The 15,395-nt window shown below is 63.4% G+C and carries 10 protein-coding genes; 6 read left to right on the top strand and 4 right to left on the bottom strand.

Annotation, left to right across the window (positions count from 1 at the left end):
- Window positions 1–40: 40 nt before the first annotated feature.
- Window positions 41–916 (bottom strand): pantoate--beta-alanine ligase, encoded by an 876-nt coding sequence (panC, locus tag HMPREF3087_RS01500; RefSeq protein WP_070427804.1) that lies wholly within the window; start codon window positions 914–916, stop codon window positions 41–43.
- A gap of 110 nt (window positions 917–1,026) precedes the next feature.
- On the opposite strand from panC, the gene HMPREF3087_RS01505 reads away from it, so the two are divergent.
- The gene (locus HMPREF3087_RS01505) at window positions 1,027–2,157 is read left to right on the top strand and encodes an aminotransferase class V-fold PLP-dependent enzyme (protein WP_070427805.1); all 1,131 of its coding nucleotides are present in this window, start codon (window positions 1,027–1,029) and stop codon (window positions 2,155–2,157) included.
- A gap of 78 nt (window positions 2,158–2,235) precedes the next feature.
- On the opposite strand, the gene HMPREF3087_RS01510 is transcribed toward HMPREF3087_RS01505, so the two are convergent.
- The 3 genes from HMPREF3087_RS01510 to panB form a co-directional block, all read right to left on the bottom strand.
- Window positions 2,236–3,441 carry a CaiB/BaiF CoA transferase family protein gene (locus HMPREF3087_RS01510; RefSeq protein ID WP_070427806.1) on the bottom strand — a complete coding sequence of 402 codons (1,206 nt, stop codon included), beginning with the start codon at window positions 3,439–3,441 and terminating at the stop codon, window positions 2,236–2,238.
- Between the two features lie 169 nt (window positions 3,442–3,610).
- A complete protein-coding gene (locus HMPREF3087_RS01515) occupies window positions 3,611–4,672 on the bottom strand; it encodes a threonine aldolase family protein (RefSeq protein WP_070427807.1) in 1,062 nt (353 codons plus the stop codon).
- A 25-nt stretch (window positions 4,673–4,697) separates the two neighbouring features.
- Entirely contained in the window at window positions 4,698–5,636 is a 939-nt protein-coding gene (gene panB, locus HMPREF3087_RS01520) for a 3-methyl-2-oxobutanoate hydroxymethyltransferase (protein ID WP_070427808.1), read from the bottom strand.
- 224 nt (window positions 5,637–5,860) lie between these two features.
- On the opposite strand from panB, the gene HMPREF3087_RS01525 reads away from it, so the two are divergent.
- The 5 genes from HMPREF3087_RS01525 (at window position 5,861) to HMPREF3087_RS01545 (ending at window position 15,311) form a co-directional block, all read left to right on the top strand.
- The gene (locus HMPREF3087_RS01525) at window positions 5,861–7,132 is read left to right on the top strand and encodes a dicarboxylate/amino acid:cation symporter (RefSeq protein WP_070427809.1); all 1,272 of its coding nucleotides are present in this window, start codon (window positions 5,861–5,863) and stop codon (window positions 7,130–7,132) included.
- Window positions 7,133–7,302: 170 nt separating this feature from the next.
- Window positions 7,303–8,778, top strand: coding sequence for an alanine/glycine:cation symporter family protein (locus HMPREF3087_RS01530; RefSeq protein ID WP_070427810.1), 1,476 nt, complete (start codon window positions 7,303–7,305; stop codon window positions 8,776–8,778).
- Between the two features lie 34 nt (window positions 8,779–8,812).
- Window positions 8,813–12,622 (top strand): DEAD/DEAH box helicase, encoded by a 3,810-nt coding sequence (locus HMPREF3087_RS01535; protein WP_070427811.1) that lies wholly within the window; start codon window positions 8,813–8,815, stop codon window positions 12,620–12,622.
- Window positions 12,623–12,736: 114 nt separating this feature from the next.
- Entirely contained in the window at window positions 12,737–13,375 is a 639-nt protein-coding gene (locus HMPREF3087_RS01540; RefSeq protein WP_070427812.1) for an SDR family oxidoreductase, read from the top strand.
- 133 nt (window positions 13,376–13,508) lie between these two features.
- A complete protein-coding gene (locus HMPREF3087_RS01545; RefSeq protein WP_083271966.1) occupies window positions 13,509–15,311 on the top strand; it encodes a thiamine pyrophosphate-dependent enzyme in 1,803 nt (600 codons plus the stop codon).
- The last annotated feature ends 84 nt before the right edge of the window (window positions 15,312–15,395 follow it).

Consider the following 15,395-nt stretch of genomic DNA (forward strand, 5'->3'; position numbering starts at 1 on the left):
ATTATGCAGACCGCGTCAACCGCGGATTATCAGGCGATGGTCAGCTGTTGGGCTCCGCGGGTGCCGGAATCATCATGTTGTCGATCAGGCGGACCGGCCCGACGTGAGCGGCAATGAGCGCAAGGGCGGGCAGGTTTTCGGTCACTTCGAGGGTTGCCGGGTCGACCAGGGTCAGGTAGTCAAGCGTGACCCCTTCTGTGCTGTCGACTTCTTCCCGCACGCGGTCGAGGTGGAGCTCACCACCGGCCTGAGCACGTTCGGCTAGCTGGGTGAGTGCGCGGGACAGGACGAGCGCGGTTTCGCTTTCCTCTGGACTCATCCGCTGGTTGCGGCTGGACATGGCCAGGCCCTTGAGGCTGCGTTCAGTGGGGACGGGCTCGATTTCGACTTCCATGTCGAGGTCGGCAACCATGCGTTTGATGATCATGAGCTGCTGCGCGTCCTTCTGCCCGAAGTAGGCGTGCAGTGTGGCAGGGGAGCTGAAGATGTTGAACAGCTTCGCCACAACCGTTGTCACACCGTCAAAATGGCCGGGCCGTGATGCGCCCTCAAGCACCCTGCCCATACTTCCTGCGGTCACGCGGACCAGGGGACCGTCCGGGTAACCGGGATACATTTCTTCGACGCTGGGGGCGAAGACGAGGTCAACACCGGCACGATTGAGCACCTCGACATCAGCTTCCAGGGTGCGCGGATAGTTGTCGTAGTCCTCAGCGTCGTCAAACTGCAGAGGGTTGACGAAGATCGATGCGGCAACCACGGAATTGCCCTGGGCGGCGCGGAACAGCGCTTCGTGGCCCGAATGCAGCGCGCCCATCGTGGGGATGAGGCCGACAGTGTCGCCGCCGCGTTCGCGCAGCAGACGCCGCAGGGCAGCGCGCAGCTCTTTCACGGTGCGGGCAACGACAACAGACATATAACCTCCCAGGCACAGCCGGCGTTCAACCAGCCGCACCAATGGTAGACCCGCGGATACAGCGGGTGGGGACAGGCACCTCGGCAGTTTCGCGGCGGTAGGCTGGAAGCATGAGTTTGCCACGCGAAGACGTTGACCCGAACGGCCTGCAGGAATTCTCGGTGGTGTTCACCGACCGGGCCGTCAACCACATGTCCCAGAAGTTCGTCGACGCAATGCAGGAGTTCTACGGCCTGCTGCGCGAAACCTACAATGCAGACGCGGCAGTTGTCGTGCCCGGCAGCGGTTCCTTCGGCATGGAATCGGTTGCCCGCCAGTTCATGGAAGGCCAGCCCACGCTGGTCGTGCGCGACGGATTCTTCAGCTACCGCTGGTCGCAGATCATCGAAATGGGCAAGCTGACCGACCACGAAGTCGTGTCCGCTGTCGCCACTGACGATTCAGCCACGCCCGGCTTCGCCCCGCCGGCAGTCGACCAGGTGATCGACGCAATCAAGAAGCAGGGTTCCAAAGTCGTTGCCGCAGCACACGTGGAAACCGCCTCCGGCATTGTGCTCACTGATGAATACATCAAGGCGCTCGCCGACGCCGTGCACGAACAGGACGGCCTCTTCGTGCTCGACTGCATTGCCTCCGGTGCGCTGTGGGTCGATATGAAGGAACTCGGCGTCGACGTGCTCATCTCCGCACCCCAGAAGGGCTGGAGCGGCTGGCCGGGCATGGGCTACGTCATGCTGAACGAACGTGCGCTCGCCCGCCTGGAGGAAACCGAATCCAGCAGCTTCTCGATGGACCTGAAGAAGTGGCACACCGTTTCGGAAACCTACCGTGCCGGCAAGCACATGTACCACGCGACAATGCCGACCGACGCCATGCTGCACAACCTCGACGTTATGCGCGAAGCCAAGGAGCGCGGGCTGGACAAGATCATGCGCCAGCAGGTCGAACTCGGTGAGCGCGTACGCGTTGGCCTGGCCGAACGCGGCTACAAGTCCGTTGCCGCTGAAGGGTGGGAAGCCCCCTCGGTTGTTGTCGTCTACACCGACGACCCACAGGAGCAGTCCGGTGCGAAGTTCAAGGCCGGTGACCTTCAGGTGGCTTCGGGTGTTCCGCTTCAGGTGGGCGAACCGGAAGGCTTCAGTACGTTCCGCGTGGGACTTTTCGGCCTGGATAAGTGGGACGACGTCGAAGGCACCGTGCAGCGTCTGTTCGACGGAATCGACAAGGCTCTTAAGGCTTAAGGCCAGTCAGGTTCAGGGCCGTTCAGGCCTGAGTTTTCGCGTGTGCGCCGCTGGGTGGCCAGCGGCGCACACGTGTTTTCACACCGTGCCGGTCTCGTGCATCTGCGCGATCTGCTCTGCAGTGAATCCGAACTGCGCGAGGACTTCGTCGGTGTGTTCGCCCAGTGCCGGCGGTGCCGTGGCGTCAGCGTTGTCTTCGACGAGCGGGCTGCGGACCATCGGCACCTGCCCGTAGCGGCCTTCGGCTTCGATCTTGATGCCGCGGTGTTTGACCTGCGGGTCTTCGAAGACCTTGTCCATCGTGTTGATCGGTCCGAACGGCACACCGGCCTCGTCGAGCACGTGAGTCCAGTAGTCCATGGGCTTCTGCTTCATGATCTGCGCGACGATGGGGCGCAGTTCGCCGATCAACCGGATGCGGTCGCGGTTGTACTGGAAGCGGTCGTCCCCGCGCAGCAGCTCGAAGTCCGGCAGTTCTGTCAGACGGCGGTACTGTTCGTCGTTGCCCACCCCCAGGATCATGTGGCCGTCTGCCACTTCGAAGACGTCGTATGGGGCGACGTTGGGGTGCGAGGTGCCGGTCTGGGTTGGCGGGACACCGCCGACCAGGTAGTTGGATGCCTGGTTTGCGTTGAGTGCAACCGAAACATCGGCCAGGGTGACGTCGATGTGCTGGCCCTTGCCGGTGCGTTCGCGTTCGTGCAGGGCCGCAAGGATTGCGGTTGTGGCGTACATGCCGGTCATGAGGTCGATGATGGCAACACCGGCGCGGATGGGACCGGCGCCTTCTTCGCCCTTGGCGCGGCCGGTGTAGCTCATGAAGCCGCTCATGCCCTGGAACACGTAGTCATAGCCGGGGTTTTCAGCCTTCGGGCCGGTGGGACCGTAGCCGGTGATGGACACCCAGATGAGTTCGGGGTTGATTTCGCGCAGGTCGTCGTAGTCCAAGCCCAGGCGGGCCAAGGAGCCGGTCTTGTAGTTCTCAACGACGACATCGGCGTCCTTTGCCAGCCGCTTGATGACGTCTTTGCCCTCTTCGGAGCGGAAGTTGACGGTGATGGACTTCTTGTTGCGGTTGGCCGCAATGTAGTAGGCCGAGTAGCCGTCTTCGGGTGTGGTGCCCTCGAGGTAGGGAGGACCCCAGCTGCGAGTGTCATCACCGGGACCGGGCCGTTCGACCTTGATGACGTCGGCTCCCAGGTCGGCAAGGTTCTGGGTGCACCACGGGCCTGCCAGCACGCGGGAAAGGTCGAGAACTGTGATGTCCTGCAGTGAATTCTTCATCCGGCCTAACACTCCTTAGCTCTGCGGCCTAAGCTGTCGCAGTCCGCACCGTCGCGGCTCACGATGTCCGCCCCCATCGTATGTGGTGGCGCGGATCACCTCCCGGCGGGTGTGCTGAATGTCCCTGCGCAGGTTGGTGAAAGCATCGGCGCGGATGAACTGCCGGTGCTCAGCCCCGGTGAGCCTTCAGCTTTTCCACGAGCATGTCGATGGCGTGATCCGGTGTGTCCCACGCGCACATGAAGCGGTAGCCGCTGGGCACGGCCGGCCAGGCGTAGAACAGGAGGCCTTCAGCCTGCGCAGCCTGTGCGACGTGCGGATCGATCTGTGCGATGACAGTGTTCGCATGCACCTGCATGGGCACCGTGAATCCGGCGGCTGTCAGCTTGTCTGCCAGCTGGGCGGCCTGCCGATTGGCGTGCTGGGCATTGCGCTGCCAGAGGTCGCCTTCAAACATGGCCAGCAGCTGTGCCGACTGGTAGCGAGCCTTTGAGGACAGCTGCAGCAGTACTTTGTGCAGGTAGTCGATGCCGGAAACCCGTTCGGGCTGGAGCACCACCACGGCTTCTGCGTTCATGGCGCCGTTCTTCGTGGCACCGAGTGACACGATGTCGGCCCCGGCAGTCATGTCCGGAAGCTGGGCCTCACAGCTGACTGCCGCATTGGCCAGCCGTGATCCGTCAAGATGAACGGCCATGTCGAGTTCATGAGCGGTGTGGGCAATCGCCTGGAATTCATCCGGCGAATACACGGTGCCCAGTTCGGTGGAGTTGCTCAGCGACACCGCGCAGCTTTGGGATTCGTGAATGAACGCGCGGTTCGATGCGGCCGCCCGCACGCCCTCCGGGGTGATCTTGCCGGCTTCTGCCTGCGCGGGCAGGATCTTCAGTCCGGCAGTGATTTCCGGAGCGCCGGTTTCGTCGGTGTTGATGTGTGCGCTGGGTGCCGCAATCACACTGCCCCAGCGCGGAACAACAGCTGACAGGGACAGCAGATTGGCGCCCGTTCCGTTGAACACGGGGTAGATGAGGGCCTGCTGGCCGAAGGTGTCGCGCGCCCATTCGCGCAGGCGCACGGTGTAGGGGTCGTCACCGTAGGCGGGCACGTGTCCGCCGCTGACCCGCGTGAGCGCGTCAAGAACTTCCGGGTGCGCTCCGGCGTAGTTGTCCGACCCGAAGTGGTAGACGCTCGGGTCGTGGGATGTCAGTTCGGGAGTGTTGGATTCAGTCATGTGGGCCTTGGGATTGCTTGTGCAATTACTCGAGGAAGCTGTGTTCTTCGGACGGGAAGACGCCGTCGGCGACTTCGGAGGCGTATTCGACCGCGGCTTCGCGCAGCAGCGAACGGGCGTCAGCGTACTTCTTGGTGAATCGCGGTGTGCGGCCTGACCCCATGCCCGCGAAGTCCGTCCAGACGAGCACCTGTGCATCGCAGTCCGGTCCCGCGCCGATCCCCACGGTGGGAATGTGCAGCGCTTCTGTTACGGCGCGGGCTGCGGCCACCGGCACCATTTCCAGGACAACTGCGAACGCACCGGCATCCTGCAGCGCCAGGGCGTCGTCAACGAGCTTCTGCACTGCGGCATCACCGCGGCCCTGCACGCGGTAGCCGCCCAGGCCATGTTCGGACTGCGGGGTGAAGCCCAGGTGCGCCATGACGGGGATGCCGGCGTCGGTGAGCAGTTTGACGGTGGGTGCCATCTGCACGCCGCCTTCGAGTTTGACCGCGTGGGCGAGCCCTTCTTTCATGAGCCGCACGGCCGAATGGAAGCCCTGTTCGGGGCTGGCCCCGTAGGACCCAAAGGGCAGATCCGCGACAACCAGTGTATGCGGTGCGGCTTCGACGACGGCGCGTGTCAGTGGGATCATCTGGTCGAGTGTGACGGGCAGAGTGGTGGAGTACCCGTACACGTTGTTGCCCGCGGAATCGCCGACGAGCAGAGCGGGAATGCCGGCTTCGTCGAAAATGCTGGCCGTGAATTGGTCGTAGGACGTGAGCATGGCCCACTTCTGACCGGCGTCCTTCATGCGCTGCAGGTGCACAATCCGGGTGCGTCGACGCGGCTTCTGCGCACCGTCGGATGAGGGCGAACCGCCTTCTGTCGAGGCGCCGCCCGGCTGATGCTGCTGACTTGCGGGGGTCGTGGGCCGGCCGCCGTAGGGATTCGGCTGTTCGTCTGCGCTCTGAGCGTTCATAGCCCTAACCATAGTCGGGGGGTCTGACATGGTTCAGCGTCTGACGTGGACTGAGATGCGCGGCACGATCCGCGCCTGAGAGCCTGCCCCTTTGCCCCGGCGGCAGCTTGCCGGAATGATAGGCGAGTAGCCCACGGGACCTAAGCTCCACCTCGTGATTTCGGCGGCCCGGGAACCCGGGACCACTCCCGCGACAGGCGCGTGGAAGCGTGCGAAAGGACAGTATGAACAACGACGGCGTCAAGACCGGCTGGCGCAATTACCGGTTCCCCATCTTCGTGTTGTCGGGGATTGTCCTCGGCGCGATCATCGGGCTTGTGCTCGGTGAGCGGGCGGTAGTTCTCAAGCCCTTGGGCGCGCTGTTCATCAACTTCATGTTCACGCTCGTGGTGCCGATGGTGTTCTTCTCGATCAGCTCGGCCGTGGCGAACATGGACTCGGCCAAGCGGCTGGGCAAGATCATGGGCTCGATGATGGCGGTGTTCATCAGCACCGGCATTGTCGCTTCGATTGTCATGCTCGCAGCGCTGGGCATTTTCCGTCCGTTCGAAGGCCTGACCGTCAGCATGGACGAAAAGCCCGATGCCGGCGAAGAGATTTCGCTGGGTGATCAGATTGTCGGCGCTTTCACGGTTGATGACTTCAGCAAGATCCTGTCGGCCGAAAGCATGCTGCCGCTCATCATCTTCGCGGTGCTCGTGGGTTTGTCGTGCGGTTCGATCGGCAAGCTGGGCCAGCCGTTCAAGGCGTTTCTCAATTCCGGCAACGAAGTCTTCATGAAGCTCACGAGCCTCGTGATGTTCTACGCCCCCATCGGCCTGGGCGCCTACTTTGCAGCGCTGGTCGGTGAGCTCGGTCCGCAGCTGGTCGGCGGCTACGTTAAGGCTTTCGCCGTGTACTACCCGGTGGCGATTATCTACTTCTTTGCGGCTTTCACTCTGTATTCCCTGCTGGCGGGCGGTGTCCCGGCTATGCGCCGCATGTGGCGCAACATTCTGGAGCCGGCTGCGGTGTCGTTGGGCACGGGCAGCTCGGTTGCGTCGATTCCGGCGAACCTGCGCGCGGCCAAGCGGATCGGTGTTCCGCAGGACGTGCGCGAAACCATCATTCCGATCGGCGCGACGATCCACATGGAGGGTTCGTGCCTGTCGGCGATCCTTAAGATCGCGTTCCTATTCGCCGTGTTTGAGCGCGACCTCTTCACTCCGCAGGCGCTGCTCATCGCGATTCTCATTGCCCTGCTGTCGGGCATGGTCATGTCCGGTGTTCCGTCGGGCGGTTTCCTCGGTGAGCTCATGATCATCACCATGTACGGCTTCCCGCCGGCGGCTCTGCCGGTCATTTCGGTGATCGGCACCGTGGTCGACCCGCCGGCCACCACGGTCAACGCGGCCGGCGACAACGTGTCGTCAATGCTGGTGGCACGGGTTGTCGACGGCAAGGACTGGATGAATAAGAAGGACCGGACGGAGGTTGCCGAGGCGCCGGACGCCTGACCGTTTTCTTGCCCGTTTTGGGCCGCCGTCAGCAGGGTGCTGCACACTCTCGTGAGTCAACTGTGTGACCTACCGCGCACATTTTTGGTGGTTTGCGTCACACGATGTAAGGTTCTGCCATTCCATTCCGAGCAAATGCTCAGAAAACACACATACTCACGGAGAAAACGATGGTCGAATCGATCAACAACGCGCTGGTTGCCATCAGCGGCGTTATCTGGGGACCCTTCCTGCTCATTCCCCTGCTGCTCGGCACCGGTCTGTACCTGACCATCCGCCTGGGTGGTCTGCAGTTCGTCAAGCTGATCCCGGCAATGAACCTGGGTCTGATCAAGCGTCGCGACAAGGGCGAAGAGGAAGGCGACATTTCGCAGTTCCAGGCGCTGACCACCGCGCTTGCGGCAACCGTCGGCACGGGCAACATCGTCGGTGTTGCAACGGCCCTGAGCATTGGCGGTCCCGGTGCTCTGTTCTGGATGTGGATAACCGGCCTGGTCGGCATGGTCACCAAGTACGCCGAAGCATTCCTCGCAGTGCGCTTCCGCACCACTGACACCGCCGGCGAGAAGAGCGGTGGCCCCCAGTACTACCTGGAGCGCGGCATCAAGGGTCCGGTGGGCAAGGTTCTCGGCCTGTCGTTTGCTATCTTCGCCGCGGTTGCCTGCTTCGGCATCGGCAACCTCACGCAGGGCAACTCGATCGCCTCGAACGTTGAGAACTCCTGGCACGTGCCCACCTGGGTCACCGGTCTGGTTCTGACTGTTCTGGCCCTGGTTGTTCTGGTCGGCGGCATTCGCTCGATCGGTTCGGTCACCTCGGCTCTCGTGCCGGTCATGATCGTCTTCTACGTCGGCGCTGCCATCTACATCCTCATTGCGAACATTTCGGGTCTCCCGGCTGCTTTCGGTGAAATCTTCCGAGGTGCCTTCTCCGGTACCGCTGCCGCAGGCGGCTTTGCTGGTTCGGTCATTCTGATTGTCATCCAGATGGGTGTTGCCCGCGGTCTGTTCTCGAACGAATCCGGTCTGGGTTCGGCGCCGATCGCCGCTGCTGCCGCCAAGACGACGCACCCGGTGCGTCAGGGTCTGGTTTCGATGACCCAGACCTTCATCGACACGATCATCGTTGTGACCTTCACCGGTCTGGTCATCATCACCACCGGCGTGTGGAAGGCAACCGACGAAGCCGGCGAGCAGATTTCGGCATCGCTCATGACCGGTGAGGCCTTCACCTTCGGTCTGCCGGGTCAGTGGGGTCACTGGATTGTCACGGTTGGCCTGGTTCTGTTCGCCTTCTCGACCATCCTCGGCTGGTCCTACTACGGCGAGCGCAACTTCGAGCGTCTGTTCGGCCGCCGTGCGGTTGTTCCGTTCCGCATCTTCTTCTCGCTGGTCGTGTTCGTCGGCTGCACCACGGAACTCGAGGTCGTGTGGAACTTCTCCGACGTGGCCAACGGCCTCATGGCTCTGCCGAACCTCGTGGGCATCCTGATCCTGTCGGGTCTCATTGCCCGCGAAACCCGGCACTACCTCAAGCACGATCCCAAGCTGGAAGCTTCGAAGGAAGAAATCGAAGCCTTCATGGCCGACCAGCCGGGCTGGGCCGAATGGAAGGCGGGCAACCGCGTAGGTTCGTCGCGCGAGTGAGCTGCGTGTCAGTGGGCAGTGACATGATGGGTGCATGCGAACACCGCGCCTGTTGCTGCCCGCTGTTGCCTACCGGGACCTGACCTCACGCTTCGATTCCGGTGCGCTCAACCGCGGTATTGCCTACGCGCAGGAACAGCGGTTGGCAGCGGTGTCGTGGTTTCCCGACGACAGCGTGATTGAAGCCGAGGTTGTCGGCACTGATTCCTATTCCGTACATGTTGAGCTCGCGGGGGCTTCTACTCCCCGCGAGCTCGACCTTTTGGATTTGCCCATGCCTGCACGCAGCCGGGCTGAAGAACTCCAGTGGTTCACTCCCACAGCGTGCATGTGCACCTGCCCAGTGGGCAGGGACTGCAAACACGCGGCAGCGCTTCTGCGCTGGACTACTTCGCTGGCCAGCGTCCAGAAGTTTGGGGGAGTGGGCCACCTGTCGCCATTGGCGAGTGCTGACCTGAGCTTCGTCGCGGACTGTGTCGAAAAGTCCACGGGACACATTGACGAACTTGACGTTCCCATTCGCCAGCTGGCCCCCGTTCCACATGATCGGCGCACCACTCCGGCGTGCGAAAACCCCGTCGGCTGGCCCACGGGTTTCAGCGGAGCCCAGCGGGCAGCGGCAGGTGATTCCACCTCGGGAGCCTGGGGTGACGAGCTCGTCCTTGCTGAGGACGGCGGGGAAGTCGACCCCGACCTTCTGTTTACCGACCTGCCGACCGAAGACCCCGCCCACAAGCCCGAACCGCAGTGGCGGCAGGCCTTGCGGTTCCTCCAAGCGCCGGAAGCTCCGGCGCGCGGCGGTCTGGCCATTGCCTTTGAACTGCAGCGGCGCATCAGCTGGTTCGAACAGCGGGCTGGGGCCGGAACCTCGGTGTCTGCCGAGGATGCCTGGGACCCCAATGTGCAGCTGGTCATCCGCCCTATGCGGCGCGGCCAGCGCGATGCCTGGATCAAAGGCGGGCTGACCTGGCGCTCGCTTATGTCCGGCGGTGATCCTGGGCTCGACCCCGAACAGGCCACAATTCTGGGGCAGATCTACCGTCTGCACCTGTCCGAAGGTGTGGGCCGGGCCATGCGGGAAGATCACATCGATCTGGCAGACACCGGCAGCAGGCTCATGTGGGAACTGCTGGAGCGCGCCCAACAGATGGGGGTCGAGTTCATTGGGCTGGCGCCGATTGAATCTGTGCAGTGGGGAGACACAGCGTCGGCTGAATTCTCCATTGCCAGCGCGGAGGGCACGCGGGCACACGGCGGGCTGCAGCTGACACCCGCCCTCAGCATTGACGGTGAACCCGTCCGGCGGCCCAAGTTCTTAGGACCGTACGCGCTTGCCGACATTGTTCTTCCCGGTGATGGGGCAGATGAGGGTGGTCACGGATCCGGTGCTGCGGGTGGTTCTGGTGTTCGTGTTCGCATTGCGCGTTTAGACCGTCCGGCGCACGAAGGCCTGCAGAGGCTGCTGCTGTCCGACGGCTTCAGTGTGCCCGCTGAGGATCGGCAGGAGTTCTTCGATGAGGGTCTGACCGTGCTGAGTCAGTCGGCTGCCGTAGTGAGCGCGGATTCATCGGTGGAACTGCCGGACTCGACAACCCCGCAGCTGAACCTCACGGCCTCTTTCACCGGCGATCACGTCGACCTTTCGTGGCAGTGGCGGTATCGGATGCCCAATCGGCGTCTGCCGCTCAACCCACCCGCCGGCAGTGGGGCTGGCGGGGCTGGCGGAGGTGCTTCCGGAGGTGCCGGTGCCAGCGGGCAGCGCAATATCGAGGCTGAACGCGACATCCTCGCGGAAATCCACCGGCAGTGGCCCGATCAGGCGCGCGAAGACACGTTGTCTTTTGACGGTGTTGAAGCCGCCCAGTTCACGGCCGAAGTTCTGCCGCAGCTGGAAGAATCGCCGCTCATCGAAGTTTCGGTTTTCGGCACACGGCCCGACTACGTGCACATTGAGGGAACACCGAATGTCAGTGCGGTGGTCAATGAGCGCAACGACTGGTTCGACCTCGCCATGTCCGTCCACGTGGGCGATCGCGAACTTCCCTTCGCCACGGTATTCACGGCGCTCGCCCGCGGACAAGACGCGGTGCTCATGCCGGATAAGTCCTACCTCAAATTGGACCACCCGGTATTCGACAAGCTGCGCGACCTCATCCGCGAAGCAACGGTCCTGCAGGAATGGTCGCCCACCAAACAGCGCATCGACAAACACCAGGTGGGCCAGTTCAAAGCGCTCGAAGACATCGCGGACACCATCGAAGGCGACACTCAATGGTTTGAGCGTATTCGCGCGCTCGCCCAAGTGGACGAACTTCCGACCGCCCCGCTGCCTGCGGGGCTGAAAGCCACACTGCGCGATTACCAGCGCGAAGGCTTCCAGTGGCTGAGCTTCCTATACGGGGCTGGTCTCGGCGGAATCCTCGCTGATGACATGGGCTTGGGCAAAACCATTCAAACGCTCGCGCTCATTGCCCACGCCCGCGAAACCGCGGCGGGTGCGGCGGCAGAGACCCCAGCCGACACCTCGGCCCCGGCAGGCACAGACCACCCGGAAGAAGCAGACGACCGGGCCGGCACCTCGGCCCCGTTCCTGGTGGTGGCGCCGTCATCGGTTGTGGGCGTGTGGCAGGCGGAAGCTGCCCGGTTCACGCCCGGGCTCGACGTGCGGGTGGTCAGCCAGACCAGCAAGAAACGTGGAACTTCGCTGGAAGAAGCGCGCAGCGGCGCGGATGTCATTGTCACGTCCTACACCCTCATGCGGCGCGATTCCGAGGAATACACGAAGCTGCCGTGGGCCGGTGCGGTGTTCGACGAAGCGCAGGCGGTCAAGAATCGGCAGTCCAAGGGCTTTGCAGCGGCTTCAAAGATTCAGGCGCCGTTTCGCCTGGTCATCACGGGTACACCCATGGAAAACGCGCTCGCTGATTTCTGGTCGCTGCTGCGGATTGCGGTGCCGGGGCTCGTGGGGCCCTACCGGCGGTTCAACGAGGAGTTCGCCAAGCCGATCGAATCCGGTGAAGCCCCAGAGCGCATGCTTCTGCTGCGGCAAACAGTGCGGCCTTTCATGCTGCGGCGCACCAAGGAACTCGTGGCGAAAGACCTCCCGGAAAAGCAGGAATCGATCATCAGCGTCGAACTCACTCCCGCACACGCCAAGGCGTACAACACGCTTCTGCAGCGTGAGCGCAAAAAGGTTCTGCGGCTGTTGGGCGACATGGATGTTGACGGCAACCGGATGACGGTTTTCCGGTCGCTTACGCTGCTGCGGATGATGGCGCTCGACCCAGCAATCGTCGAAGGCGGCAGCTATTCGTCGATTGAATCGTCGAAAATGCAGACGCTCCTGGAATCCTTGGGTCGGGTGATCGACGAGGGCCACCGGGTGATTGTGTTCAGCCAGTTCACGTCGTTCCTGCAGCGCATTTCGGCCGAACTCACTTCCCGAGGTGCCGCCCACCTGTATCTGGACGGCTCGGTTCCCATGAGCGAACGAGCGGATTTGGTGACGGCGTTCCAGGAAGGCAGGGCGCCGGTGTTCCTCATATCGCTCAAAGCCGGAGGTGCCGGGCTTACGCTTACGGCCGCTGACTACGTGTTCATCATGGACCCGTGGTGGAACCCGGCGGCCGAAGCGCAGGCGGTCGACCGCGCTCACCGCATCGGGCAGGACAAAAAGGTCATGGTCTACCGGCTGGTGGCGCAGGGGACAATCGAAGAGAAGGTTGTCGACCTGCAGCAGCGCAAGGCGCGACTGTTCGATTCGCTCATGGACGGCGGAGCTGGTTTCGCGCGCGGAATCTCCGCGGATGACCTGCGGGAGCTCTTTGGTGGGGGCAGCGCTTAAGTGGCGGCCGGCAGGCACCTCGTTTGCCCGGGCGTTTCTCTTCAGACCGCAGCGGATGGAATAAGCCGCCCGGATGTCGTGCTGTACGTGACGACCACGATCTGAGGAGGTCTCATGTCACGCATTACGATCATCGGCGGACACGGAAAGATCGCCCTGCTGGCAGCACCCCTGCTGGTCAAAGCAGGCCACGAGGTCACGTCGGTGTTCCGCAACCCCGACCACGAAGCCGACGTCGCCGAAACCGGCGCGACCCCGAAGGTCGCTGATATTGAACAGCTCGACACCGCACAGTTGGCTGAGCTGCTTGAAGGCCAGGATGCGGTCGTCTGGTCCGCCGGAGCAGGTGGAGGAAACCCGGCCCGCACGAAGGCAGTCGACCAGGATGCCGCGATCCGCTCCATGGACGCCGCCCAGCAGGCGGGCGCCAAGCGCTATGTGATGGTCTCCTACTTCAACGCCAGCCGCGATCACGGTGTGGACCCTGACGACAGCTTCTGGCAGTACGCAGAAGCAAAGAGCATCGCGGATGAACACCTGCGCGGGACGGAACTCGACTGGACGATTCTCGGACCCAGCCTGCTTACGCTCGAACCGGGCAGCGGCACAATCACCGTTGACGGAAAGGGCAGCGAGGTTTCGCGCGAAAACGTCGCGCAGGTCATCGCGGCCGCGGTCGAGGACGACAACACCATCGGCCGCACGATCAACTTCGACGACGGCGACACTCCTATCGCTGAAGCAATTCACTGATCAAACCCGTGCGCCCGCGGTGCTGAGCACAGCCGTCCAGCACCGCGAGCGCACAGCCCTGTTCTGGGCGCTGATCTGGGCTTAGGGTAGAGCCAGACATCAACCACGATCCACTGCAAGGGGGCAGCAGAGAGTGTCAGCCAAACCGTCCGCGACAGCAGTCCAGACCAGCCTGAGCACGCAAGTGCATCATGACCCCGCCTCGTGCGCGGGAGACCACGAAAGTCCCCTCGACTGCGCGGTCCGCGAAGGCGGGCACGCGCTCGTCGAACAGCTGGTGGCCAGCGGTGTGACGCGCGTGTTCGGGGTGCCGGGCGAAAGCTACCTGTCGGTGATCGATGGGCTGTACGACCACACCGACGACATTGAAATCATCGTCACCCGGCAAGAAGGCGGCGCCGCAATGGCCGCAGCCGCCCACGGTGCTCTCACCGGCGAGCCCGGCATTTGCATGGTCACCCGCGGACCGGGTGCGACAAACGCCAGCATCGGCGTGCACGTGGCCAAGCAGGACGCCAGCCCCATGGTGCTGTTCATCGGTCAGATTCCACGCGACCACCAACACCGCGAATCCTTCCAAGAGGTTAACTACCGACAGATGTTCGGCGAATTGGCCAAGGAAGTCATCGAAATCAACACGGTCGAGCGGGTTCCCGAACTCACGGTGCGCGCGCTCAATGCCGCGGTGTCCGGCGATCCCGGTCCGGTGGTTGTTGTGCTGCCCGAAGACATGCTGGTCGAACAGACCGACGCCCCGCTGAAATCGCGCACCACCCCCGCGCCGGTGCTGCCTGATGCGCACTCGGTGCAGGAAGCCCACCGCCTGCTGGGCGAGGCCGAAAAGCCGCTCATCATCCTGGGTTCCACCGGCTACGCGCCGGAGCTTGGCCCGCTTGTCACCGACTACTGCGGGCGCAACGGGATTGCGCTGGCGGCCGCACACAGGCGGATGCACCTGGTGGACAATTCATCGCCCGCCTACGCGGGCACCTTCGAGTTCGGCCGGTCAGTGCTGGAAAACAACGCTGACGAGGCGGATGTCATCTTCTTCCTCGGCTCCCGCCCTGATCCCAACACGGGGGAGGAATGGGAGAACTACCGTGGCGGCGCGGCCAATGGCCAGGCTGGGCCTGGCGTCATCCACGTGTACCCCGATCCGAACGTCATCGGCCGGTTCTTCCCCGCTCATGTTGGGACTGCCGCCAGCCCACTGGAGTTCATGCGCGCGCTGGTTGAACACGAGGGTGGTGCTTCGGCTGGTGCGGGTGGTTCGGCTGGTGCTGGTGGTTCGGGTGACGGTGGCGCGGCTGGCGGGGGAGCCGGAGATTCCGCGCTCGCCGATGCCCGCCGGGCCTGGCAGAAGAAGCTGCACGACGACTGGGCCGACTACATCGAGCGGAACCTGCAGACTTCCCTGGGTGGGCCGTTCATGCAGAAGTTCAACGCCCGGTTCGACGCGGAAACCATCATCACCAACGGCGCCGGGAATTACACGGCTTGGGTGCAGAAGAACCGCACCTACTCGACCTTCCCCTCGCACGTTGCTTCGCAGTCGGGGTCAATGGGCTACGGAATTCCGGCAGCGCTCGCAGCCGCCTTGGAGCACCGCGATCGGACAGTTGTGACATTCGCTGGTGACGGCTGCTTCATGATGAACGGCCAAGAGCTCGCCACGATGGCCGCCAACAACCTCGACGTGCTGGTGATCGTGGTCAACAATTCGCTCTACGGCACCATCCACATGCACCAAGAGCGCGAATACCCCGGCCGCCCCGTCTTCACCAGTCTGGACAACCCCGATTTCGCCGCACTCGGAGCGGCCTACGGGGCCCGCACCGCCAAGGTGAGCACACCGGAAGAGTTCGATGCGGCCCTTGCCGAGTTCGCCTCGGCCCCCGGTCTGCGGTTCATCGAAGTCGTAACGGAAGGCTACTGAGCGGCGGGGGCGTTCGCCCGGCGGTCGGTGGGCCCGTCCGCCCGGCGGGGGCGTCCAGCCCGTCCGCGGGGGGTCGCCCGGCGC

Source organism: Brevibacterium sp. HMSC22B09 (assembly GCF_001806795.1).
GTDB lineage: Bacteria > Actinomycetota > Actinomycetes > Actinomycetales > Brevibacteriaceae > Brevibacterium > Brevibacterium ravenspurgense.